The following is a 23,831-nucleotide window of genomic DNA, read 5'->3' as shown; positions in this document are numbered from 1 at the left end:
GTTACTCGTCTTTTCGCCAATTGCCGCAAGGCCAGCCCGCCGGGAACAAGCGAGCGCATGAACGAGAACCTCATCAGCAAGAGCGGGGCGAAACCGTGGGACTGGCTGCCGATTCCCGCGCCTCATCAGCAGACCTTTGCCGAAAGCGGCGTGTGGGACCGCCGCACCCTGGCCGACATGGCGCGCGAGCGGGCCGGGCGATCTCCGGATTTCGTGTGCTTCATCGACGGGGAAGGCCAATATACTTTCGCCGAGGTGCTGGCCGAGGCCGAAGCGCTTTCTGCCGCGCTCCATGCGCGGGGCCTGCGCGCAGGCGACGTGATTGCCTTTCAGGTGCCCAACTGGCGCGAGGCGGCGGTCATCAATCTGGCGGCGGCGCTTTCGGGGTTCGTGGTCAATCCGATCGTGCCGATCTATCGCGATGCCGAAATGCTGATGATGCTGGGCGATTGCCGGGCCAGGGCGATCTTCGTGCCGCAGGTTTGGCGCAAGGTCGATTATGCCGCCATGGCGGCGCGTTGCCGCGATGCCCTGCCCGATCTGGCGCACGTTTTCACCGTGCGCGGCGAGGGGGCGGATGATTTTGCGGTGCTGGTCCGGCAAGGACGCGACGCACGCTTCACCCCGCCCGCAGTCGATCCGCTGGGCGTGAAGATGGTGCTCTACACCTCCGGCACGACCGGACGACCCAAGGGCGTGCTGCACAGCCACTGCACACTGGCGCATATCGTGGCGGCCAGCGCGCGGCGCTGGGGCCTTGGCGAAGGCGAGGCAACGCTCATGCCATCACCGGTCACGCACGTTTCGGGCTATGCCAACGGGCTGGAAGCGCCGTTCATCTGCGGGATTCGCTCGGTGCTCATGGAGGCATGGAACGCGGCCGATGCGTTGGCGCTGATCGAGCGGCACGGGCTGGTCGGCACGGTGGCGGCCACGCCGTTTCTGGTGGAACTGGCCGCTGCTGCGAAGGCTGCGGGGACAGGCCTGCCCACTTTCCGTTTCTTTGCCTGCGGGGGAGCGGCGGTGCCTGCCGATCTGATCCCCGCCGCCAATGCGGCCTTTGCCAATTGCCGCGCCTTCCGCGTGTTCGGCGCGTCCGAAGTGCCGCTTGTCAGCTTTGGCTGGCCGCACGACGAGCAGCTTGCCGCCACGACCGATGGCGAAGTGGTCGATTATGCGGTGCGCATCGTCGACCACGAGGACAACGATCTGCCGGCCGGGCAGGAAGGCGAAATCCTCGCGCGCGGGCCGGGCATGATGATGGGCTATGCCGATGCCGCGCAGACTGCCGAGGCGATCACCCCGGACGGCTTTTTCCGCACCGGCGATCTGGGCGTGCTGAGCGCGCAGGGCGCCATCACCATCACCGGGCGCAAGAAGGATCTCATCATCCGCGGCGGCGAGAACATTTCCGCCAAGGAAATCGAGGACGTGCTCCACAGCCACCCGGCCGTGCAGGAAGCCGCCGTGGTGGCCATGCCGCACGAACGGCTGGGCGAAGGAGTGTGCGCCTATGTTATCCTTTCCGGCAAGGCCGATGCAGCAGCGCTGGTCGCGCATGTGGGCGCATCGGGCCTGGCAAAGCAGAAAATCCCGGAGCGTTTCGAGTTCGTCGAGGATTTCCCCCGCACCGCCAGCGGCAAAGTGCGCAAGGACTTGCTGCGCGCAGCGATCAGGGAAAAGCTGGCGGCGGGGTAGGCGTCAGTTGCTCATGTCGACGATCGTTGGCGGCAGACCCAGCAGAAGCAGCGGACAGGGATTGCCGACGCCTCTCCTGACGCGGTCTTGCAGCTTGTTCCAGTGCGTCGTGGCCATGCCATACTTGTCATTGCAGAACATCGCGGCCCACGCTGCGGCAAACGTCTCGCCTCTTTCGACACGCGCCTCGACGATGGCTTCCTGACGCTCGGTCGGGCGCTTGAAGCCTCTGTCCTTCAAGCTGTCGAAGCCGGTTATGGCATGGTCTGCCGCCCACTGTTCGACCATGGGCCGCAGCGCCGCTTGCAGCGCGGAACCTCTGGTAAGGATCGCGCCGACGCCAATCACGCCCTCCGCATGAAGGCGTTTGAAGTTTTCCAGATCCCGGTCAAAGAAGGGATCCTTGTTGTTCCATTCGATCTCCAGCGCGAAATTGCCCCGTTCGGTGGCAAGAAAATGATCGATTTCATGCGAGATCGACTCCTTCTCGACCCCGTCGACAATCTTTTTCATCTCCACGTTACGCTTGCGCCAGCCAAGGTCATGGAAAGTGCGGCGAAGACGCTGGGTCAACTGCGCTTCTCCGCCCCCGGAACTCACGATTTCGCTTATCGGCAGGCGGGCTTCGATAAGAGCGTCTTCAAGCTGTCGTGCCAGATCGGGGAAATCGACACTGAGTATGGCCTCTGCGTGACTGGCAAAGGCGACTTCATAACCAAGTTCGCGCAATCTTTCGAACATCACTCCGCCGCCACGGGCATGGCGCTGTTGTAGCCGTAGGTAGCCCAGTCAGGCGCGTAGCTCTCGTCGGCCTGATTGCCCCATACAGTCCAGCCCTTGCGCGCGCCCCGGCTGAACATCTCCAGCCTTGGACCCCAACTGCATTGTTCGATGATCGCATATTGTTCATCGGGCTTCCGGCTGTGTTCGCGCTTTCGCGACTGGATCATGTTGACCTGACTGCGTCCCGGAGGAAGCGTTCTGGCATTCTTGCCCCGCACACCGAAGAGCAGAAGTTCCGTAACGTTGCGGAAATAGAAACCCACACCGCGCCCATCAGACCCGCCGTCCTTGCGCACCTTGTGCCAGACGATGTTGGAAATATAGCGGAACCCCCAAGCGTTCATCACCTGCAACCCTTCAGGCAGAAGGGCATTGGGCACCCAGAGATACAAGTGCGCGGGTTCAGCCGCGATCTGTCCGACAGGCAGGGCGCAGATCTCGTCCAGCGTCATCGTTCCATACCGGTTCAGCCGCTTGTGTTCGGGGGCGACCTTGCCGGTGCGATTCTGGAACTGCCATGGCGGGTCAGCCAGAATCGTGGCGAAACGGCACCCGTCTGCCGTTGCGAGCAGGCTTGCGCTGGCGTCCAAGAGTTCAGATGACTGGAACATACCGAGATCTTCGGCGAATGTCGGAACGCTGTCAAGCTCGTCGGAAAGTTATCCCGCGTTGGCTTTCGGATCGCTTAGCCCTGTGTCGTGGCCCAGTCACTCAAGCAGCGTTTTTCTTGCGCGCAGCGATCAGGGAAAAGCTGGCGGCGGGGTAGGCGCCGCCAGCCATTGCTTCAGCCCCAGTTGGCGCCTGCGGCGTGGCGTCCGGCGCGGCGGCCGAAGTAGGAGCCGGGGCCGAGGCTGAGGCCGGAGGCATAGGCCTTGCCGGTGCGCGGAATGTGCGCGGCGCTGGCGCCCACCACGTAAAGGCCGGGAATGACGTTCGATTTCAGATCGAGCGCGCGGCCCGTGGCGTCGGTCTTGATCCCGCCCAGCGTGATGAACAGGTAGTGCGACTTGTCGAAGCTGATGTCGAAGGCGGCATAGGGACCGGCATCGAGCGGCTTGATCCAGTCAGGATGCTTGTGGAAGCGGCTGTCCACCCCGCGCGCGGCATCGGCATTGTAGGCGCGCATCGTTTCCACCAGCGCACCGGGCGGCAGGGCAAGCCCCGCCTCCATTTCCTCGACCGTTTCCCAGCCATCGATGAAGGTGTGCCGGGCCAGCGGGTTTTCCGGGTAGGCGAAGATCTCGCTGTCGACAATGAGGTAGGCGGTTTGCCCCGGCTGCTCCATCACGAAGTTGCCGAGGCGACCGTGATAGACATCTTCGGCAACGAAACGTTCGCCGTTGCGGTTGACCACGATGCCCTTGATGAGCTGGCCGGGCGGATAGATCGAAGCCGTGGGGATCACCCCGTCCATGGCCACCGCATCGGCCCCTGCCGAAAGGCCAAGCCGCACGCCCGCGCCATCATTGCTGGGAATGCCGAGCGGCTCGCTGGTTTCCGACAGCAGCGGCAGATGCTTCTTGATGAGCGGTTCGCACATGTTGTGGCTGCCGCAGGCCACGATCACCCCGCGCCGCGCGCGCACGAAGAACTCGCGCCCCGGCTGGCGCACCTTCACGCCGATCACGCGGTTATCCGCCTCGTCCTGCACCAGGGCAATCACCGCGCTGTCATAGATCGCGGCAATGCCCTCGGCTTCGCAGCGTTCAAGCAGCGGTTTCATGCCTGCCGCGCCCGCGTTCTCGCCCACGCCCGCCACCTTGTGGCCGCGCGGCGCCGGGCGGGCCGCCTCGCGATAGGGCCATGCCTTTTCGTTGCCGGTCCACATCAGGCAGGTGGTGTCTTCCAGCCAGACGGCCTTGCCGGGGAAATAGGTCCGCTCGAACGGCACGCCTTGCGCCTCAAGCCAGTCGAAGTGGTCCTTGCAGTCGCGTGCGAAGGCAAGCGCGGCATTGGGATCAAGCGGATCACAGCTTGCCAGAAGGAAGGCGGCAAGCTGCTCGGCATCGTCGTCATAGCCTGCGGCCTGCTGCACTGCCGTGCCGCCGCCCAGATACCAGATGCCCGAAGACAGCGCGCTGGCCCCGCCACCGCCCGAAGCGCGCTCGACGATGAGCACTTGCGCCCCGGCGCGATGCGCCTCAAGCGCAGCGCAGGTTCCGGCCGCGCCCTGACCGGCCACAAGCACATCCACTTCCTGATCCCACTGCGCAACTTCGGCAGGGCGGATGATCCGGGGAATATCAACCTTGTCCGTCATCGGCTCAGCCCTGTCCCGTGGCCTTGGCCACCGAAGCGGCGATTTCCTCGCGCGTGGGGTTGCGGCGCAGGGTGAGGCCGCCGTTCACCTGAAGGTTCTCGCCGGTCATGAAGCATTCGTCGCTGGCGAGGAACACGATGGCCGCGGCCACGTCTTCCGAGGTGCCCCAGCGGCCCAGCGGGTAGGAATTGCGGAACGATTCGAACAGGCCCGGCACTTGCTTCGCCTCGGCGTTCATCGGCGTGTCGGTCAGCCCCGGCGAGACCGAATTGGCGCGGATGCCTTCATGGCCGAACTCGTTGGCAATGCAGCGCACGATATGATCGGTGCCCGCCTTGGTGCCCATGTAGATGGCATGATCGTTCAGCATGATCGTGGCCGTGGCCGAACTGATCGTGATGATCGAGCCGCCATTGCCGCCCATGGACCGCGCCATCTTGCGAATCATCGCCTGAAAGAACTGGTGCGGCCCGATGAGCTGGAGCGCGGTCATCGCCTCAAGCTCTTCGCGCGTCACATCGAGGAAGGGTTTGAGCAGGCCCCAGCCGGTGGCGTTGATGGCGATGTCGATCCCGCCAAGCTTCGCCATGGCGGTATCGGCCAGCGCGTTAACGCTGGCTTCATCGGTGATGTCGCACGCGGTCCATGCACAGCCGGTGCGCGCGGCAAAGGCTTCGAGCACGGCCTGCTTGCGGCCCGCCACCAGCACCCTTGCGCCTTCGGCCATGAGCCTTTCGGCAATCACCTGCCCCATGTTGCCTTCGCTGCTGGCGCCCAGCACCACGGCACTCTTGCCTTCGAGACGTCCCGTTTGTCCGGCCATTATCGTTTGCTCCCAAGAATCCGTGCCCCGCTGGCTACCACCATGCAGGCGCGCGCATTTCCTGTTCAAAAGGGGAGTGGCTTGGCACGGGGTGCGGCTCCAAGGATGCTGCAACGAAGTTTTTTCGGGACAGAGGAGCAAGGCGCATGGATCTGGGACTCAAGGGCAAGAAGGTTATCCTGACCGGCGGCAGCCGCGGCATCGGCCGCGCGGCGGTCGAGATTTTCGCCGCCGAAGGGGCTGACGTGGCGTTCTGCTCGCGCAATCCCGAACAGGTGGCCGAAACCGCCGCTTCGCTTGAAAAGCACGGCGTCAAGGTTTTCGGATCAGCTTTCGACATGGACGCGGGCCACGATGCCTATCGCGCGTGGCTGAAGGACGCGGCCGAAAAGCTGGGCGGGTGCGACATCTTCGTGCCGATGATCTCCACATCGGGATCGGGCGCCACCGGCGATTGGCAGAAGGGCCTCGATCACGACATCATGGGCTCGGTCATCGGGGTGGAAGTGCTCGAACCCTATCTGGAAAAGTCCGATGCGGCCTCGGTGGTAATTACCGCTTCGACCGCGGGCCTTGAAACCTTCATCGTGCCGCAGGGCTACAATGCGCTCAAGGGCGCGCTGATCGTATATGCTGGCCAGCTCAGCCAGGCGCTTGGCCCCAAGGGCATCCGCGTGAACACGGTTTCGCCGGGGCCGATCAAGTTTGCCGGCGGCAACTGGGACGTGATCGAAACCGCCGCGCCCGATCTGTACAAGTCGGTCGAGGCCGGATTTGCGCTGGGCCGCTTCGGCGGGCCGGAAGAAGTGGCCAGGGCCGTGGTGTTCCTTGCCAGCCCGGCATCGTCCTACACCACGGGCACCAACCTTGTGGTGGATGGCGGCTTTACCAAGCGGGTCCAGTTCTGATCGGGCATTGCCGCACAGGCAGTTGTGAGGGGCGCGCCATGAGCATCGGGGCCAAGGGAATCCAGCATATCGGGATCTCGGTCCCCGATCTCGACATGGCGCGCCGCTTCTACATCGACCTGCTTGGCGCGGTCGAGGTGGGGCCGCCGCTGGAATGGCGCGACAATCCCTTCATCGACGAAGTGATCGGCCTGAAGGGCAGCGCGGCGCGCCAGTTCATGTGCAGGCTGGGCAATGCGCATATCGAGGTGTTCGAATATTCTGCTCCCGAACCGGAACGGCAAGACCCTGACAGAGGTGTGAACCATCATGGTTACACACACTTTGCCGTGCAGGTGGAGGACATTCAGGCCTGCCATGCCCGCCTGATCGAAGCGGGCATCCGTGTTCACGCCCCGCCCGCGATGGACGGCATCACCACCGATGCGCAGGGGCGCAAGCATGGCTATGCCGCGACCTATTGCCGCGATTTCTTCGGCAACGTGTTCGAGATCATGGAAATCTACGATGATCCCCAGATCCGCCCCATCTGGCGCGAGGGCGAGGGCGTGATCGCGCCATCCTGATGACGCGAAATCACGCTCCAGAACATCGAATCTTGAAAGCGGCGCGCCCGGCCAGCGGGCGCGCCATTACGCTTCAGAACGCAAAACCCACTTCCACACCGTAGGTGCGGCCGCGTTCGTAGGTGCCGGTGAACAGGAGCACCGGCGCACCGAAGCTGATGTAGCGCTTGTCGAGCAGATTGTCGCCGAAGGCCGAGATCGAAACCCGCGTGCCGCCCACGGGCAGATCGGCAAGGCCCAGCCTGCCATTGACGAGCCAGTAGGCGGGCTGGCGGTTGCGGTCTTCCAGCACGGCCTGTCCGGCCAGATTGCGCAGCGGGGTGGACGTGAGGAAATAGGCGCTGCGATAGCGCGCCTCGATCAGCGCCGAAACATGCCCGCCCCGGCTGGTGAGATCGGGCGAGGTATAGGTGGCCGCCGCCCGCCCGGTCCAGTTCGAGAAATAGGTGGGCCGGGCAAAGGGCGCTACTTCCTGTCCGTTGAGGATGAAGGTGTCGTAATCGAAATCGGTATAGGCGAGGCTGCCTGCAAGGTTGAGGCCGCGCACCGGCACCACATCGAGTTCGGCCTCGAATCCCTTGATCTTGGCCTTGCCCGCATTGTCGAAGAACTGCCGCCCATTGATGAAGTTCTGCGTCTGCAAATCATTGTAATCGTTATAGTAGGCAGCGATGTTCAGGCGCACGCGGTTGTCGAGGAACTGGGTCTTTGCGCCCACTTCGTAGCTTGTCATGTTTTCCGGGCGATAGGAAATGCCCGAAAGGATGCCGCCCGAAACATAACCCGTCGCAACCTTGGCAAAGAGCATGGTCTGATCGGTCGGCCGCCAGGTGGCGATTCCGGTCCATGTCAGCTTCTTGTAGGTCTGGTTATAGGTGCCCACGCCCAGCGTGCCGCCCTGCGCGCCGGAAATGGCGGTGATTTCAAGCTGGCGATCATCGATCGTGCCGCGGATGCCGCCGGTAAGATCGAAGGTATCGGAAAGATGCCAGGTGAGCTGGGCATAACCGGCGAAGGAATCATTGATGCCCACGGTGCGCGTAAGCCCGCTGCCGAAGATCGCATCGAACGGAGTGGGCACGATCGTGGCGTTGGGCGTGGGCGAGAGAATGCCGAGCACTTCGGTGCCGGGCGAGTTTTCGTGGAAATAGAACAGACCTGCGGTGAGCTGGAAGCTGTCGTTGGTGATCTGGAATTGCAGTTCCTGGCTGAACTGGCTTTGCCGGGTGGCGCGGGCCGAAAGCAGCGGGAAGAAATAGTCGTTGGGACCGGGCAGGTTGGCCGGGTTGAACAGGCCCGCCTGCACTTGCGCCGGCGTAAGGCCGGGGGTGAGCAGAACGCCAAGCTGCTGGAGCGTGAAGCGCATCCCGCCCGCCGAGCCGAGATCGAAAATCACCGGATCCTGCCGGAACTTGCGATAGGCGGTGATCGACTTGACGACGAAATTGTCCGAGGCATCAAGCGTGAGCGTGAGGCTGTGGCCTTGCGTCACGACATGCTCCTCGCTGGTGGCCGCCGCGACCGAGGAGAGCGGGCCGTTCAGCCCCTCGTTGGTGGTGCCGCCGAAGAAGGGCTGGAGCGCAACGATGGGGCCGAGCAACTGGCCGGACGCATCCGGGATCACGCCAAGGCTCTGCATGGCGCGGCCCGATGCGCGCGTATCGGTATAGTCGAAGCGGTAGTCGGCCGTGAGATTGCCGAACTCGCCGCGAACGGCCACCTGACCGCCATCGACATTGCGGTAGCCCAGCTTGTCGACAAAGCGCTGCGTGCCGAACTCCGGCGCGCGCAGGGCAATGTTGAGACCCTTGCCCGCCATCGTGTTGGTCACGTCGCCATCGATCTGATCGTGCAGATAGGACAGGCGGATCGAGAAAGGGCCGATCTGCGGCAGATCGAGCGTGACCTTGCCGCGAAACGCATCGTAATTGCCATAGGAACCGGTGGCGCGAAGGCCCCATTCGCCCTTTGGCGCAGCGGTGGTGATGCTGATGGCGCCCGATGTGGCGTTGCGCCCGAACAGGGTGCCCTGCGGCCCGCGCAGCACCTCGACGCGCTGGATATCGGCAAAATCGAGCAGCGAGCCGACCGCGCGGCCGATATAGACCCCGTCGATATACATGCCGACCTTGGGATCGACCGAGTTCGACGAGGTGCCTGATGACACGCCGCGGATGATGATGGTGGGGTTGGACTGCTGGCCCTGCGTGTTGAACTGAAGGCTGGGGGCAAGCCCCGCAATGTTGCGCACGCTGGTGACGCGCAGTGCCTCAAGCTGCTCGGCACCGATCGCGGTCACGGCCACGGGCACCTTTTGCAGGCTTTCCTCGCGGCGCTGGGCCGTAACGATGATCTCGGCCACGCCAATGCCGCTGCCGCTCGTCTGCTGGGGCTGTTCCTGATCGTCGGCCTCTGCCGCCAGCACCGCTTGCGGCACCATCATGGCCGCTCCCAGTGCGAGAACCGTGCAGCCCCGAAGACCTGCCCGGATTTGCCGTGCTTTCATCATCCTTCTCCCTCCGTCATTGTCATTCTTTGTATGCGCCCGGCGGTTTTTCGGCCGTGACACAAGCAATCGGGGCGGCAAGGCGCATTACGCCCGCCGCCCCGGCAGTATTCAGTCAGGCGGGGCCTTTGGCCTGTGCGGCAGCGAAGCCCCCTGCGCCCGTGGCATTACTCGGCGGCCTCCAGCAGCGGCTGCCCGTAATTGGGATCATCCTCGTTGCAGAGGCGGTTCGTGTGATCCCAGCGGTTGTCGACCACGGGGGTGATGTTCAGTTCGCGGCGGATGTCCTCGACCTGCACGTTCACGTATTCGCGCCAGTCCACCAGCATCAGCGGATATTTCCAGTTGCGGCCCTGCTGGGCGCCCATGAACTCGGCCTCAAGGTTCACGACCATCGCTTCGGGATAGAACAGGCCGTCCTTCATCACTGTCTTGGCCTTCAGGTAGAAGGCGATGCGGCTGAAGAAGTTCGACAGTTCCGGGTGGAAGTAGCGCGCCTTGGCGTGCATGTTGGCCGAAAGCAGCGCGATCTCGCCGCCATGGTTGGGGCCGAAGCCGGTAATCATGTGCTCGATGTCGTGGGTCAGCGCGGTCTGCCGCAGGTAGAAGGTGAAATCGTTCACCACCTGGATTTCCTGAAAGAACAGATCGAGCTGGTAGCCCGAATTGGCCATGAAATCGTGGATCATCGCGCCCAGCGTGCCGGGCGCGCAGTCCTTCGTTTCAGCCAGGGTAAAGTTGGCAAGGCTGCGCTTTTCCAGCCATCTGGCAAAGAGCGGCAGGCGCGCCTTTTCCATTTCGAACAGTTCGATGATGCGCGGCATGTCCTCAAGATCGTGGAGGATCTGGGCCACTTCGGGAATATAGGCGGTGTTGGGCAGATCAGGCCCGTTGCGGCGCAGCATTTCCTGCGCGATCAGGGCGCGCAGCCCCGCGTGGTTGAGATACTTCGACGAGCTGACGAGCACCGAGCTTTCGGTCTCGATCTTGCGGATGGCTCCGTTGAAGTAGGCCCGGTCGGCATCGCCGATCTTTGCTTCGCTCATGTTCCGGCATCCTCTCTTGTGCGACAGCATTCCTGCGAAAAGGTTCGGGGGCGTCCGGGAGGGAATGGACGCCCCCTTTTGTGCGAGGGTTCACCTTGGGGGAGTTGCCCTCGCGCAAGGCATTGGGGGGTTACTCCGCCGCCTCGGCCAGCGCGGCCTCGTCGTTGGCGGGGGAGAGGAACTCGCCCGGCATGGCGCCGGTGAAGGCGCCGTTCTCGAAGGTCGGCACGCCGTTCACCAGCGTGAGGCGGGTGGGCATGGGCTTGCGGGTGAAGCGCCAGGTGGTGCCGCCCCGGCCATCGGGCACGTCGAAGGCCTTTTCCATCTCGCGCCGCTGGATTTCGTCCATGTTGAACACGGCGATGTCGGCGCGCTTGCCGGGGGCGATCACGCCGCGGTCATGAAGGTTGAAGTGGCCGGCCAGCTTGCCGGTCATCACGTGGATGGCTTCTTCCAGCGTCAGCTTCTTCTGTTCGCGCACATATTGCGTGAGCAGAAGCGCATTCTCGCCGCCGCCGCACAGCATTTGCAGGTGCGCGCCCGCATCCGAGATATTGCCGACGGTCTTGGGGTCCTTCATCAGTTCCAGCGTCAGCTCCTCGTCCTTGGGGAAGGGCGCCATGTGCACGGTGGAGCGGGTGCCGTTCTTCAGGATCCATTCGGCCATCGCGTCCGAGCGGTGCAGGCCAAGGCTGTCGGCATACTCCTTGAGCGTGATGTTGAGCGGGCCGGTGCCGTTCTCGCTGTCGAGCAGGAACAGCTCCTGCGGGTTCTTGAGCGGCGAGTGATCCCAGGCGTTGTTGTCCCAGCTTTCACGGGCGCGGGCGCGCCATTGCGGATCGGCAAGCAGCGCTGCCTTCTTGGCATGATCGTCCTCAAGCACGACCTCGTGCCAGACATAGTCGTTCGACTGCGCGAAGATCAGCGACTTGACGAGGCTGAGCGTGGACGTGGGCGAGACGTGGGCATAGCCCGGCCAGACATCGACGCCTGCTTCGCGCATCTTGCGCACCGATTCCTGCATGGCGGGCAGGATGCCCTTCTGGAAATCGAGCGTGGGAATGGCGCCCGCGATCTGGCACTTGATCTTGCGCCCGCCCAGCAGCCTGGCCAGCCTTTCGAGGTTGGCCGGGCCGGTCATGCGCATGAAGGTATCGACGATCACCTGATAGCAGCAGCCGGGATAGCGCTCCATCACGTCGAACAGCGCCTCGAACTCGGCGTCGCTGGCCTTGAGCGTGGGGACCGGGCGGTTTTGGCCATCGTGATCGTGCATGTTGTCCGACATGCCGAGCGCACCCGCCGCCAGCGCATCGTCAAGCAGCTCGGCCATCTTCGCGATCTCTTCGGGCGTTGCCTCGCGCTCCCATGCCTCGACGCCCATGGCCGCAAGGCGGATGGCGATATGGCCGACATAGGCGGCATAGTTCAGCGGCACTTTCACGTTGCGCTCAACCGAGGCGCGGTATTCGCTCCACGTGTTCCAGTCCCACGGCAGGTTCTGCATGAAGGGGCCTTCGGGAATGTCCTCGAAGAACGAGAAGATGCCGATCATCTCGCGCTGGGCGGGCATGTATTTGTGCAGGGGCGCGGCGGAGAAGCCGCAGTTGCCGAGAATCATCGTGGTGGCGCCATAGCCGGGCAGGGGATCGAGATCGGGCTGCCACCACATCGTGCCGTCATAATGGGTGTGGCTTTCGATGAAGCCGGGGGTGACATGGCACCCCGCCGCATCGAACACGCGTTCGCCGCCGGGGGCAAGATCGGGGCCGACTTCGGCAATCACGCCGTTCTTGACGCGCACGTCTGCCCTGAAGGCAGGGGCGCCGGTGCCATCGACGACGGTGCCGTTCTTGATGAGAATATCAGACACTTGGTTTCTCCCGCTGGGGCCGTTCGGCGCGCCTTTGCTGCGCAGCATGTCCGGCCGGAATCTGTTCTGGCGGGATGCAGCATATGGACCTTGGCGATTGAGCGAAGCGCGCTCTTGCCAAAGGGATCATCCTGTTATCTAATTCGGATCATGACACGATACGAGCCAACGGCATCCGCAATGATTGCGGTCCTGCGCCGCCATTTGCGTAAGGATGGGTGGACAGTTCTGCGCCTTTCGCAGGAACTTGGGGTGGGAGAAGCCACGGTGAAGCGCTGGCTGGCCGGCAAGGGGCTGACGATCGATCGGCTGGAGCGCATGGCCCGGCTTTGCGGGCTGGTGCTGGGCGATCTGGCGCGCGAGGCCGAGGACAGCCCCGGTGAACTGGCCCACGAACTGACACTGGCGCAGGAAAAGGCATTGTGCAGCAACATCTTCCTGTCCTTTCTGTTCATGGCGCTGCTTGGCGGAATCCCGCCGGAGGAAGTGGCCGCCGACTTTGCCGTGCCTGCACGCGCAATGGAGGCCGCGCTGGAACGGCTGGAGCGGCTCGCCCTGATCGACCGGCTGAAAAGCGGACGGGTGCGCCCGCTGGTCGACCGCGCGCTGGTGTTCCGCAAGCAGCCCCTGCGCGCCCTGTTCGAGCGGCAGATGAAGCATACCTTCTTCGAGATCGACTATTCGCTGCCCGAAACGGTCTATACCGCCGACACCATCAAGCTGTCCGCAGCCGGGGCGGCAGGACTCGCCGAACTCATCGACCGGCACCACATGGAAGTGCAGGCGCTGGCCGAGCGGGACCGCCAGCTTCACGGGAACGCCGCGGACCGAAGCTGGTATGGCATGCTCAGCGTCATGCGCGCGCTCGACATGGGGCCGCTTCGGGCCGAGGGCGTGGCTGCATGGAGCGAGGCGGTGGGCGCCGCAGGCGCGGACACGAAACCGGCCGCGCTCTGACGCCATCGGGCCGCAGGTTCGCGGCGCACGGTCGGCGCTTTTGCCCCGCGGTTTGCCTCGCGCAGGCGCCGGGGCTTGTCCGCGCGGGAACCTCGTGCCATGCTGTCATCGTGCAGCGATGCGATTATTTCTTCGCAAATCGATAATGAATCGTCTATTGAACCGCAATATGCGCGATTGAGGCCGATTCAGAATCGGCGAATGGGATGCAGGAGTGATTCAGATGGCAACCTCGAAGGACTATGGCCTGGGAGAGTTCGATTTCCCGCGCGGCTGGTTCATGATCGGCACGGCTGAGGATGCCACGCGCACGCCAGCGCCGATCCGCTATTTCGGCAAGGATCTGGTTCTCTACCGCGGCGAAAGCGGCACGCCCTATGTGGTCGATGCCTATTGCCCGCACATGGGCGCGCATCTGGCGAAGAACAGCACATCCTACATCGTGCGCGATGGCGAACATGTGGAGGGCGAATCGATCCGCTGCCCGTTCCACGGCTGGCGCTTTGGCACCGATGGCGCGTGCAACCACATTCCCTATTCCGACTTCATTCCCAAGGCGGCCAAGCTGGGAACCTATCCGGTTATCGAGCGCGCCGGAATCATCTGGATGTGGCACGATCCGGAAGGTCTTGCCCCGGATGTGGAACTGCCCGATTTCGGCGGTCACTATGGTCAGCCCGGATGGGTGGAATGGAAGATCGACTATATGGGCGATCTCAATAGCCACGGCATCGAGATTGTCGACAACATGGCCGACATGGGCCATTTCGTGCCGATCCACGGGGCAACGGACTGGCAGTATTTCGCCAACGAGTTCAAGGGCGGGCACCTGCACCAGTATTACAGCGCGGGCCACCGCACGCTGACCGCCAACCCGGAGGATTACCTCGTGCTTGACACCTGGTATGAAGGGCCGGGCTTCCTGCAATCGGAAATGGCGGGCACCTTCGACAGCTTCATCATGATCGCCAACACTCCGATCGAGGATGGCGTTTCGCGCTGCTGGCACGCGCTCATGGTGAAAGTCCATGACGGCAGCCGCGAGACCACCGACGAGGACCGCGCCACCGCGCTGATGTATCAGGAGGCAAGCCGGCTTGCCTTTGCGCAGGACGTGGAAATCTGGGCGAACAAGCGCGCCTGCATCAACCCGCTGGCGATCCCTGCCGATGGCCCTTATGCCAAGGTGCGGCTGTGGTATCGCCAGTTCTACAACCCGCGCGACAAGGCCCCCGAAATCCAGGGCCGCGTCAACGGACTGCATGTCACGCTCGACAGGCGCCCCGGCCAGAAGGTGGCCTGACGGCGAGGGCAGGTCATGCTTTCGCTGCAAGAGATTTCGGACCGGCTGGAAATCCAGGACCTGTTCGCGCGCTACAGCTTTGCCATAGACGAGCGGGACTGGGACGCGCTTGACCGCATCTTCACGCCCGATGCGCGGATCGACTACAGCGAAACCGGCGGCGCGAAAGGCAGCTTTGCCCAGATCAAGGCATGGCTGCCCGCCGCGCTGGAGCGTTTTCCCATGTTCCAGCACATGGTGGCAACGACAAAGCTGGAGATTTCCGGCGATGAAGCCACAAGCCGCACGATCCTGTTCAACCCGATGACGCACAGGGCCGATGACGGTGCCGAACAGGTGTTCTTCATCGGCCTGTGGTATCGCGACCGGCTGGTGCGCACGGCCGAGGGCTGGCGCATTGCGGAACGTTACGAGGAAATGGGCTGGACCCACAACGTGCCGCAGATGGCCCCCGCGCCCGACCTTTAGCGCAGGCGCGCCGCACACAGGAACACAAGAACCACACGGGAGAGATCATGGGAAAGCTTGAAGGCAAGGTTGCCATCGTCACGGGCGGCGCGCGCGGCATGGGGGCGGCCACCTGCCGCCGGTTCGTGGCCGAAGGCGCACGCGTGGCCATTGCCGATGTGCTGGAAGCCGAAGGCGCGGCGCTGGCAGCCGAACTGGGCGCGGCCGCGCGCTTCTTCCGGCTCGACGTGACCAGCGAGGAAAACTGGGCCGAGGTCGTGGCTGCGGTCGAGGCCGGGCTGGGGCCGGTGGATGTGCTGGTGAACAATGCGGGCATCCTCATGTTCAAGAGCCTGCTGGAAACGACCAAGGCCGATTACGAACGCGTGCTGGGCGTGAACCTTGTGGGCGAGTTTCTGGGGATCAAGGCCGTGGCCCCCGGCATGATCGCGCGCGGCAAAGGAGCGATCATCAACATATCATCGGTGGACGGGATGAAGGGCGCAAACAGCCTTGTGGCCTATGCCTCGTCGAAGTGGGGCGTGCGCGGCCTGACCAAGGTGGCGGCGATGGAGCTGGGCCACAAGGGCATCCGCGTGAACTCGGTCCATCCCGGCGGGGTGGATACGGTCATGTCCAACCATACCGGCGCCCCGCGCGAGGAAGTGGACAAGGGCTATGCCAATGTGCCCTTGCAGCGCATCGGCGGGCCGGAGGAAGTGGCCGCGGCCAGCGCGTTTCTTGCCAGCGATGATGCTTCCTACGTCCATGGGGCGGAAATCGTGGTGGATGGCGGCATGACGGTAGGCACCTATTACATGGGTTTCCCCGGATCGCCGGGTATGTGAAGCTGCACCCTGCCAAGACAGCAATAACCAGACCATCGAGGAGAGAGCCATGGCCCGCATTACCGTTCCCGACGATCAGTCCCACGATCCCTTCGGCTATGCCGCGCGCACCCATGCGGTGGAGATCGTGGGCGCAAGCGGCGCCTTCGCGGCAGCCGTCTATCGTCACAGCGCGCTGCCCCTGCGCGAGTTCGAGGGCGCACGGATGCGCACCGCGCAGATCAACGGCTGCATGGTGTGCAAGGATCTGCGCGCCAAGCGCGATGTGCCCCAGCTCTACAGCGTGGCGGGCGATCCCCATCAGAAGCTGGTGACGGACAACGGCCCCGCGCCCGACGAAGCCTTTTACGAAGCGATTGCCGAATGGCGCACATCGCCCCTGTTCTCGGAGCGCGAGCGGCTCGCGATCGAGTTCGCCGAGCGCTTCGGCACCGAACCGCAGGCGCTGGCCACCGACGAGGATTTCTGGGCGCGGATGAACGCGGCCTTCAGCGATGCCGAAATCGTCGATCTGGCGCACTGCACCGCCGCATGGGCGGGGCTGGGCCGCGTGGCGCACGTGCTGGGCTTCGATACGGTGTGCCTTGCAGGGCTGGGCAACATGACCGAGCGAGAGGCAGCGGAATGAGTGCCGCGCGCCATCTGCTGGGCACGCCCGGCACCGGAGTGGTGATTACCGGCGGCGCATCGGGCATCGGCCTTGCCGCCGCCCGTGCGCTGGCCGAAGTGGGCCGCCCGGTGGCCTTGTGGGACATCAATGCCGAAGGCGCGGCCAGCGCGGCGCAGGAGATTGCGCAGCGCCACGGCGTGGCGGCGATCGGGCTGGCGGTGGATTTGCGCAATCCGCAGGCGGTGGCGCCGGCCGCTGCGGCCACCCGCGCGGCGCTGGGCAGCGTGGGCGGGATCGTTCACGGCGCGGGCACGGCCTTGCAGACCGGAATCGGCGGCGTGACGCCCGACAATTTCGATGCGGGTATGGCGCTGCACGTGCGAGCGGTCATCGAACTGGTGCAGGCTTTCATCGACGATCTGAAGGCCCATCCCGGCAGCGCGGTGGTGGCGATTTCATCGATCAATGCATGGTTCGGCAATGCCATGATCCCGATCTATACCGCCGCCAAGGGGGCGGTCGTCTCGCTTGTGCGGTCGATGGCGGATGAACTGGGCCAGCACGGCGTGCGCATCAATGCGCTCAGCCCCGGCATGATCGATACGCCCATCCTTGGCGACATGCGCGACGGGATGGAACAGCTTTACGGCCCGCGCATCTTTGCCGGACGCTTCGGCAGACCGGAGGAAATCGGATCCGTGATCCGCTTCCTCTTGTCAAACGAGGCCAGCTATATCACTGCTGCCGAAATCGTGGCCGATGGCGGGTTGCGCCACTCGCAGCGGCCCTGAAGGAGACTTTGAGCACATGCGTTCCGTTATCGTGACCGGGGGCTTCGGCGTGCTGGGCCGCGCCGTGGCAGAGGCTTTCCGCGCCGGGGGCGACCGGGTGGCCCGGATCGATTTTGCCGCCAGCGCGCCCGATGCCAACCCTGGCGGCATCGACATCGGCGGGGTGGACCTGACCGATCCCGCGCAGGCCGAAGCCGCCGCAGCGCGCGTGGTGGCCGAACAGGGCGGGATCGACGTGCTGGTGAATGTGGCGGGCGGCTTCGTATGGCAGACACTGGAGGACGGCGGCCCGGAAACTTGGGCGCGCATGTATGCCATGAACGCAGCCACCTGCGTTACCATGACCAGGGCGGCGCTGCCCGTGCTGCGCACCACGGCGGGGGCAGCAATCATCAATATCGGCGCGGGTTCGGCGCTGGTGGCAGGCGCAGGCATGGGGGCCTATGCCGCATCGAAGCAGGCCGTCCACAAGCTGACCGAGAGCCTTGCCGCAGAACTGGCCGGCACTGATTGCACGGTGAACGCGGTGCTGCCGAGCATCATCGACACCCCGGCAAACCGCGCCGACATGCCCGATGCCGATTTTGCGCAGTGGGTGCAGCCCGCCTCGCTTGCCAAGGTGATCCTGTTTCTTGCCAGCCCTGCCGCACGCACCATTTCGGGCGCGCTCATCCCGGTTTCGCGCGGAGGGTAGGGGCCGCCGCGATCAGGCGGCGGATCCGCTAGGCCAGCGGAGCAAGGCCCGACAGCACCGCGCGCACCAGATCGCCCTGGCCGCGCGTGCCGGTTCGGGCGTAGATCCGCTTGGAATAGTTGCGGGCGGTCTCGTCGGTCAGGCGCAGATCGCGCCCCGCCTCGATGATCGACTGCCCCCGGCTGAGCCGGACAGCCAGCGCGGCTTCGCGTTCGGAAAGATCGTGCAGGGCACGCAACACATTTGCCGCCGCGCGCGCATCCTCGCGCCGGTCAAGGCGCAGCGTGCCGATGACCGCGGGCGGCGTGCGCGGTTCGGGAATGTCGAAATCGCATTTGCGCAGCAGAAGGTGCAGGCCGCGCGCCGCATCCAGTTCCACCACGCGCGGCAGCGGCGCGCTGCCGCCAGCCAGATCGGCAATCGCCTGATCGAGCGCGGCGGCGGTTGCTGCGCCCAGTTGCAGGCGGCGGCCCGTGCGCGGATCGGGCGCAGTGGTAAAGGACAGCGCGGCTTCGGCCAGGGGATCGGCCGCCATGACCCGCCCCAGAGCGTCAAACGCGATCTGCCCCGCGCCAAGGCGCGAGAGCGCCGATTGCGCCATCGCGGTTTGCAGGCGCTCGGCCGAAAGCGCCGCCAGCGTGCGCAGCGCTGCGGCAAGGTGCGGGCCGATGGCCGAAAGCAGCGCCACCGCGCTTGAGGAAAAGTCCTCGCGTTCGCGCACCAGCATGAGCCATCCGTCCGCCACGCCGCCTGCCGAAACGCGCAGCCAGCGGCCATAGCGAATGCCCATCGAAAGTAGCGCCTCGCGCTGCATGGCAAGCCGCTGCGGATCATCGAAGTCGAGCATTTCATCTATGGCATAGACCCGGCCGGGCCTGAGCTGACCATAGGGGTGCAGTCCCAGCGTGGCGATGCGGCGAAAGTCGAGCGGCGGTTCCTGAACGGCGCGGGGCGCGGCAACGTGGAGCACGGTGGGTTCCTGCCCCGGCAGGGCATTGGCCAGCGTGATGATGAGAAAGGCGCGCCGGGCATGGGTGCGCGCCACCAGATTGCGCATGAATGCGCCCCATGGCGGGGTTTCATGGATGCCTTCGACCAGAGGCAGGAACAGCTCCTGCTGGTCGGTATGGGTGAAGGCCATTCACTTTTCTCCCATATGGGAGGTTCGTGATAGGGGTCTGCCAGCGATTTGCAAGCCCATCAGGTTTTCCCAAGGGAGTCGAGGCCATGACGGCAGATCGCAGGACGCTCACCCATCTCGACCGGCTCGAATCCGAGGCCATCCACATCATGCGCGAAGTGGTGGCCGAGGCGACCAATCCGGTCATGCTCTATTCGGTGGGCAAGGACAGCGCGGTCATGCTTCACCTCGCGCGCAAGGCGTTCTACCCATCACCGCCCCCGTTTCCGCTGCTCCACGTCGACACCACCTGGAAGTTTCAGGCGATGTATGAAATGCGCGCCCGCATGGCCGAGGAAAGCGGCATGGAGCTGCTGATCCACCAGAACCCCGAAGCGGCCGAAAGGGGTATCAACCCCTTCGATCACGGCCCGCTGCACACCGACATGTGGAAGACCGAAGGGCTGAAGCAGGCGCTCGACAAGTATGGCTTCGACGCGGCTTTCGGCGGCGCGCGGCGCGACGAGGAGAAGAGCCGCGCGAAGGAGCGCATCTTCTCGTTCCGCACCGCCAGCCACGGCTGGGATCCCAAGAACCAGCGCCCGGAGCTGTGGAACCTTTACAATGCCCGCAAGAACAAGGGCGAAAGCATCCGCGTGTTCCCGATCAGCAACTGGACCGAGCTGGACATCTGGCAATACATCCACCTCAACAACGTGCCGATCGTGCCGCTCTACTTTGCCGAAGAGCGCCCGACCTATGAATGGGAAGGCCAGCTTTTCATGGCCGATGATATCGAACGGCTGGAAAAGGTGCTGGGCTACCGGCCCGAAATCACCATGAAATCGGTCCGCTTCCGCACGCTCGGCTGCTTCCCGCTGACAGGTGCGGTGGAAAGCACCGCCACCACGCTGCCGGAAGTGATCCAGGAAACGCTGCTGACCACCACCAGCGAACGGCAGGGCCGCGTGATCGACAGGGATGCGGGCGGCGCGGGCATGGAAGTGAAGAAGCAGCAGGGGTATTTCTGATGACGGACACCACAGCCGCGCAGGACGTGATCTATCGGACCGATGCCCTCATTGCCGAGGACATCGACGCCTATCTGGAACAGCACCAGCACAAGACCATGCTGCGCTTCATCACCTGCGGCAGCGTGGATGATGGCAAGTCAACGCTGATCGGGCGCCTGCTTTATGATTCGAAGATGATCTTCGAAGACCAGCTTGCCGCGCTGGAAAGCGATTCGAAGAAAGTGGGCACGCAGGGGCAGGAGATCGACTTTGCGCTGCTGGTCGATGGCCTTGCGGCAGAGCGTGAGCAGGGCATCACCATTGATGTTGCCTATCGCTTCTTCAACACCGAGAAGCGCAAGTTCATCGTGGCGGATTGCCCCGGCCACGAACAATACACCCGCAACATGGTGACGGGCGCCAGCACCGCCGATCTTGCCGTGATCCTGATCGATGCGCGCAAGGGCGTGCTGGTGCAGACACGGCGGCACTCCTACCTGTGCCACCTGATCGGCATCAGGAACATCGTGCTGGCCGTCAACAAGATGGACCTTGTCGATTACGATCAGGCAACCTTCGACGCCATCGTGAAGGACTATGCAACCTTCGCCCGCTCGATCGGCATCGAAAGCTTCACCGCCATGCCGATCTCCGGCTTCAGGGGCGACAACATCACCACCCGTTCGGCCAATACCCCGTGGTATTCCGGCCCGACCCTGGTCGAGCATCTGGAAACGGTCGAAGTGCTCTCCACGGCCGACGCGGACAAGCCGTTCCGCATGCCGGTGCAGTGGGTGAACCGGCCCAACCTTGATTTCCGGGGCTTTTCGGGGCTCATTGCCACGGGCAGCGTCAAGCCGGGCGACGAGGTGCGCATTCTGCCTTCGGGCAAGACGAGCAAGGTCGCGCGCATCGTCACGCTTGATGGCGATCTGGAACAGGCCGTGGCGGGACAGTCGGTCACGCTGTGCCTTGCCGCCGAGGTGGACTGTTCGCGCGGTGACGTGATCGCGCTGGCCGACAACCCGCCGCAGGCCGCCGACCAGTTCGAGGCGACGCTGGTCTGGCTGAACGATGAAGCCATGCTGCCCGGCCGCGCCTACTGGCTGAAACTGGCGACGCAGACCGTTTCTGTCACCGTGCAGCAGCCCAAATATGTGGTGAACGTCAACGATGCAGGGGGGGCGGGCGCTCATCTGGCGGCCAAGACGCTGGAACTGAACGCCATCGGCGTTGCCGAAATCGCCACCGACAAGCCGCTGGTCTTCGAACCCTATGCCGAAGGGCGCACGCTGGGCGGGTTCGTGCTGATCGACAAGATGAGCAATGCCACCGTGGCGGCGGGCATGCTCAACTTCGCGCTGCGCCGCGCGCAGAACGTGCACTGGCAGGCACTGGACATCAGCCGCGAGGCGCACGCCGCGCTCAAGCGGCAGAAACCCAGGGTGCTGTGGTTCACCGGCCTTTCCGGTTCGGGAAAATCGACCATCGCCAATCTGGTGGAAAAGCGGCTGCATGCGGTGGGCAAGCACACCTTCCTGCTGGATGGCGACAACGTGCGCCATGGGCTGAACAAGGATCTGGGCTTTACCGAAGCCGACCGCATCGAGAACATCCGCCGCGTGGGCGAAGTGGCGAGGCTGATGACCGATGCCGGCCTGATCGTGCTGACCGCCTTCATCAGCCCCTTCCGGGCAGAGCGCGAAATGGTGCGCGGGCTTATGGCACCGGGCGAGTTCGTGGAAATCTTCGTCGATACGCCGCTGGAAGTGGCCGAGGCGCGCGACGTGAAGGGCCTTTACAGGAAGGCGCGCAGCGGACAGCTCAAGAACTTCACCGGGATCGACAGCCCCTATGAAGCGCCGGAGAACCCGGACTTCCGCATCGACACCACGAAGGAAACGCCCGAAGCGGCGGCCGAGCGCATCGTCAACGAACTGCTGGGCTGGGCGCCCACGATATGATGCCGCAGACAGGGAACACGATGATGACCGATGCCGAGCTTGCCGCCCATCTTGCCGAAGTTGCCGGAAGGCTGCTCGTGACCGTTCGCGAAAGCGGATTGCTGAGCCTCAAGGCGCTGGGCAGGGCGGGCGATGCCACGGCCAACCAGTTCCTGTGCCATGCCCTGCGCGAACAGCGGCCCGATGACGGGCTGCTTTCCGAAGAGGAGAAGGACAACCTTGACCGGCTGAACCAGTCGCGCGTGTGGATCGTCGATCCGGTGGATGGCACGCGCGAGTATGGCGAGGCGCGGGCCGACTGGGCAGTGCACGTGGGCCTTGCGGTGGACGGCGTGGCGACACTGGGTGCGGTGGCGCTGCCGGGGGCGGACAACGGCGCTGGTCTGGTGCTGCGTTCGGACTGTCCGCGCCCCATGCCGCCCGCGCCGCAGACCCTGCGCATGGTCATCAGCCGCACCCGCCCCGCGCACGAGGCCGTGGCCGTGGCCGAAGCGATCGGGGCCGAACTGGTGCCGATGGGCAGCGCCGGAGCCAAGGCCATGGCCGTGGTGCTGGGCGATGCCGACATCTACCTGCATTCGGGCGGACAGTATGAATGGGATTCGTGCGCGCCCGTAGCCGTGGCGCTGGCCCACGGGCTGCATTGCAGCCGGATCGACGGCAGCCCGCTGATCTACAACCAGGCCGATACCTACATGCCCGACCTGCTGATCTGCCGGAAGGAACACGCGCCGATGGTGCTCGACCAGATCGCGCGCGTGCCTTCCCCCGGTTGAGCGGCCTTATTCGTCGCGCAGCACCGGATCGCGCTTTTCCACGAAGGCGCTGACGGCTTCGTGATGATCGTGCGTGTGGTGGGCAAGCGCCTGATAGGCGGCGGAAAGCTCAAGCAGGGGGGCAAGCTTCATGTCCTGCCCTTCGCGCAGCAGGCGCTTTGCCATGCGCGTCGCGTGGCCGGGATTGGCGGCAATCGCGCGGGCGATCTCGACCGCGCGTGGCAGCACCTGATCGGGCGCGACGACTTCGCTGACAAGGCCGTATTCCAGCGCCTTGGCTGCATCGATCGTATCGCCGGTCAGCGTCATCAGGCTGGCGCGGGCCATGCCGATCACGCGCGGCAGCAGCCATGCGCCGCCATCGCCCGGCACAAGGCCAAGCTTCACGAAGCTTTCCGCAAAGAGCGCCTTGTCCGAGGCAATGCGGATATCGGCCATGCAGGCAAGATCCAGCCCGGCGCCGATGGCGGGGCCGTTGACCGCGGCAATCACCGGAACTTCCAGTTCATAGAGCGCGGCCGGAATGAGCTGGATACCGGTGCGGTATGAATTGCGCTGGGTGAAGGGCGCACCCGCGAACATGCCGCTGCGTTCGACCATGTGCTTGACATTGCCGCCCGCGCAGAACGCCTTGCCCGCGCCGGTGAGGACAACCGCACGCACACTCATGTCGCGCGTGGTGGCGGCGCAGAACGCGGCGATTTCCTCGCTGTAGGCGGTTTCGGAAATGGCGTTGCGCGTTTCCGGGCGGTTGAGCGTGGCGATGACCACCGGTCCATCGCGTTCGATCAGCAGGAAGGGGGCTTCAGCCATGGGCATATCCTCAAACGGTTGGTCGCAAAGAC

Annotated in this window: 22 protein-coding genes; 13 read left to right on the top strand and 9 right to left on the bottom strand. The window is 64.4% G+C overall.

Translation table 11 applies throughout. The features are described from left to right. The first annotated feature begins 57 nt into the window (after positions 1-57). Entirely contained in the window at positions 58-1,698 is a 1,641-nt protein-coding gene (locus DKM43_RS14155; RefSeq protein WP_109799147.1) for an AMP-binding protein, read from the top strand. Positions 1,699-1,701: 3 nt separating this feature from the next. On the opposite strand, the gene DKM43_RS14150 is transcribed toward DKM43_RS14155, so the two are convergent. From DKM43_RS14150 to DKM43_RS14135, 4 genes are all read right to left on the bottom strand, one after another. Beyond that, the gene (locus DKM43_RS14150) at positions 1,702-2,439 is read right to left on the bottom strand and encodes a BglII/BstYI family type II restriction endonuclease (protein ID WP_109799146.1); all 738 of its coding nucleotides are present in this window, start codon (positions 2,437-2,439) and stop codon (positions 1,702-1,704) included. Beyond that, complete coding sequence (locus DKM43_RS14145) at positions 2,439-3,092, bottom strand: MT-A70 family methyltransferase (RefSeq protein ID WP_109799145.1); 654 nt, start codon at positions 3,090-3,092, stop codon at positions 2,439-2,441. Before DKM43_RS14145 ends, DKM43_RS14150 begins: the two co-directional genes overlap by 1 nt. A gap of 173 nt (positions 3,093-3,265) precedes the next feature. Continuing rightward, positions 3,266-4,741 carry an FAD-dependent oxidoreductase gene (locus DKM43_RS14140; RefSeq protein WP_109799144.1) on the bottom strand — a complete coding sequence of 492 codons (1,476 nt, stop codon included), beginning with the start codon at positions 4,739-4,741 and terminating at the stop codon, positions 3,266-3,268. A 4-nt stretch (positions 4,742-4,745) separates the two neighbouring features. Beyond that, a complete protein-coding gene (locus DKM43_RS14135; RefSeq protein ID WP_109799143.1) occupies positions 4,746-5,564 on the bottom strand; it encodes an SDR family oxidoreductase in 819 nt (272 codons plus the stop codon). 146 nt (positions 5,565-5,710) lie between these two features. On the opposite strand from DKM43_RS14135, the gene DKM43_RS14130 reads away from it, so the two are divergent. After that, positions 5,711-6,472 carry an SDR family NAD(P)-dependent oxidoreductase gene (locus DKM43_RS14130; protein ID WP_109799142.1) on the top strand — a complete coding sequence of 254 codons (762 nt, stop codon included), beginning with the start codon at positions 5,711-5,713 and terminating at the stop codon, positions 6,470-6,472. Between the two features lie 38 nt (positions 6,473-6,510). Continuing rightward, positions 6,511-7,038 (top strand): VOC family protein, encoded by a 528-nt coding sequence (locus DKM43_RS14125; protein WP_109799141.1) that lies wholly within the window; start codon positions 6,511-6,513, stop codon positions 7,036-7,038. A gap of 73 nt (positions 7,039-7,111) precedes the next feature. Here DKM43_RS14125 and DKM43_RS14120 read toward each other — a convergent pair whose 3' ends face one another. From DKM43_RS14120 to DKM43_RS14110, 3 genes are all read right to left on the bottom strand, one after another. Continuing rightward, on the bottom strand, positions 7,112-9,547 hold the full coding sequence (locus DKM43_RS14120; RefSeq protein ID WP_236632599.1) for a TonB-dependent receptor: 2,436 nt from the start codon (positions 9,545-9,547) through the stop codon (positions 7,112-7,114). 164 nt (positions 9,548-9,711) lie between these two features. Next, positions 9,712-10,590 (bottom strand): Coq4 family protein, encoded by an 879-nt coding sequence (locus DKM43_RS14115; protein ID WP_109799139.1) that lies wholly within the window; start codon positions 10,588-10,590, stop codon positions 9,712-9,714. Between the two features lie 130 nt (positions 10,591-10,720). After that, positions 10,721-12,463 (bottom strand): D-aminoacylase, encoded by a 1,743-nt coding sequence (locus tag DKM43_RS14110; protein ID WP_109799247.1) that lies wholly within the window; start codon positions 12,461-12,463, stop codon positions 10,721-10,723. Positions 12,464-12,613: 150 nt separating this feature from the next. Between DKM43_RS14110 and DKM43_RS14105 the strand changes: the two genes are divergently transcribed. From DKM43_RS14105 to DKM43_RS14075, 7 genes are all read left to right on the top strand, one after another. Then, a complete protein-coding gene (locus tag DKM43_RS14105; protein ID WP_201739881.1) occupies positions 12,614-13,420 on the top strand; it encodes a helix-turn-helix domain-containing protein in 807 nt (268 codons plus the stop codon). Positions 13,421-13,643: 223 nt separating this feature from the next. Next, positions 13,644-14,723 carry a Rieske 2Fe-2S domain-containing protein gene (locus DKM43_RS14100; RefSeq protein ID WP_109799138.1) on the top strand — a complete coding sequence of 360 codons (1,080 nt, stop codon included), beginning with the start codon at positions 13,644-13,646 and terminating at the stop codon, positions 14,721-14,723. 15 nt (positions 14,724-14,738) lie between these two features. Beyond that, a complete protein-coding gene (locus DKM43_RS14095) occupies positions 14,739-15,191 on the top strand; it encodes a nuclear transport factor 2 family protein (RefSeq protein WP_109799137.1) in 453 nt (150 codons plus the stop codon). Positions 15,192-15,238: 47 nt separating this feature from the next. After that, positions 15,239-16,018 (top strand): SDR family NAD(P)-dependent oxidoreductase, encoded by a 780-nt coding sequence (locus DKM43_RS14090; protein WP_109799136.1) that lies wholly within the window; start codon positions 15,239-15,241, stop codon positions 16,016-16,018. A 49-nt stretch (positions 16,019-16,067) separates the two neighbouring features. Further along, positions 16,068-16,646: a carboxymuconolactone decarboxylase family protein gene (locus DKM43_RS14085; protein ID WP_109799135.1), complete on the top strand. Its 579-nt coding sequence runs from the start codon at positions 16,068-16,070 to the stop codon at positions 16,644-16,646. Next, on the top strand, positions 16,643-17,419 hold the full coding sequence (locus DKM43_RS14080) for an SDR family NAD(P)-dependent oxidoreductase (RefSeq protein WP_109799134.1): 777 nt from the start codon (positions 16,643-16,645) through the stop codon (positions 17,417-17,419). Before DKM43_RS14085 ends, DKM43_RS14080 begins: the two co-directional genes overlap by 4 nt. Positions 17,420-17,435: 16 nt before the next feature. Next, complete coding sequence (locus DKM43_RS14075; RefSeq protein ID WP_109799133.1) at positions 17,436-18,113, top strand: SDR family NAD(P)-dependent oxidoreductase; 678 nt, start codon at positions 17,436-17,438, stop codon at positions 18,111-18,113. Positions 18,114-18,141: 28 nt separating this feature from the next. Here DKM43_RS14075 and DKM43_RS14070 read toward each other — a convergent pair whose 3' ends face one another. Beyond that, positions 18,142-19,254, bottom strand: coding sequence for a helix-turn-helix transcriptional regulator (locus DKM43_RS14070; RefSeq protein ID WP_109799132.1), 1,113 nt, complete (start codon positions 19,252-19,254; stop codon positions 18,142-18,144). A gap of 86 nt (positions 19,255-19,340) precedes the next feature. Here DKM43_RS14070 and cysD point away from each other — a divergent pair, with 86 nt between their 5' ends. Genes cysD through DKM43_RS14055 form a run of 3 tightly spaced genes read left to right on the top strand, consistent with a single transcriptional unit; the run spans position 19,341 to position 22,986 of the window. After that, positions 19,341-20,264 (top strand): sulfate adenylyltransferase subunit CysD, encoded by a 924-nt coding sequence (gene cysD, locus DKM43_RS14065; RefSeq protein ID WP_109799131.1) that lies wholly within the window; start codon positions 19,341-19,343, stop codon positions 20,262-20,264. After that, on the top strand, positions 20,264-22,210 hold the full coding sequence (gene cysN / locus DKM43_RS14060) for a sulfate adenylyltransferase subunit CysN (RefSeq protein WP_109799130.1): 1,947 nt from the start codon (positions 20,264-20,266) through the stop codon (positions 22,208-22,210). The genes cysD and cysN overlap by 1 nt, the downstream gene beginning before the upstream one ends. Positions 22,211-22,233: 23 nt before the next feature. Beyond that, positions 22,234-22,986, top strand: coding sequence for a 3'(2'),5'-bisphosphate nucleotidase CysQ (locus DKM43_RS14055; RefSeq protein ID WP_109799246.1), 753 nt, complete (start codon positions 22,234-22,236; stop codon positions 22,984-22,986). Positions 22,987-22,992: 6 nt separating this feature from the next. Here DKM43_RS14055 and DKM43_RS14050 read toward each other — a convergent pair whose 3' ends face one another. After that, entirely contained in the window at positions 22,993-23,799 is an 807-nt protein-coding gene (locus tag DKM43_RS14050; protein ID WP_109799245.1) for a crotonase/enoyl-CoA hydratase family protein, read from the bottom strand. Positions 23,800-23,831: the final 32 nt, after the last annotated feature.

Source organism: Novosphingobium meiothermophilum (genome assembly GCF_003171715.1).
Lineage (GTDB): Bacteria > Pseudomonadota > Alphaproteobacteria > Sphingomonadales > Sphingomonadaceae > Novosphingobium > Novosphingobium meiothermophilum.
Note: the sequence above shows the minus strand (reverse complement) of the source record. Positions and strands in the feature narration are given on the sequence as shown.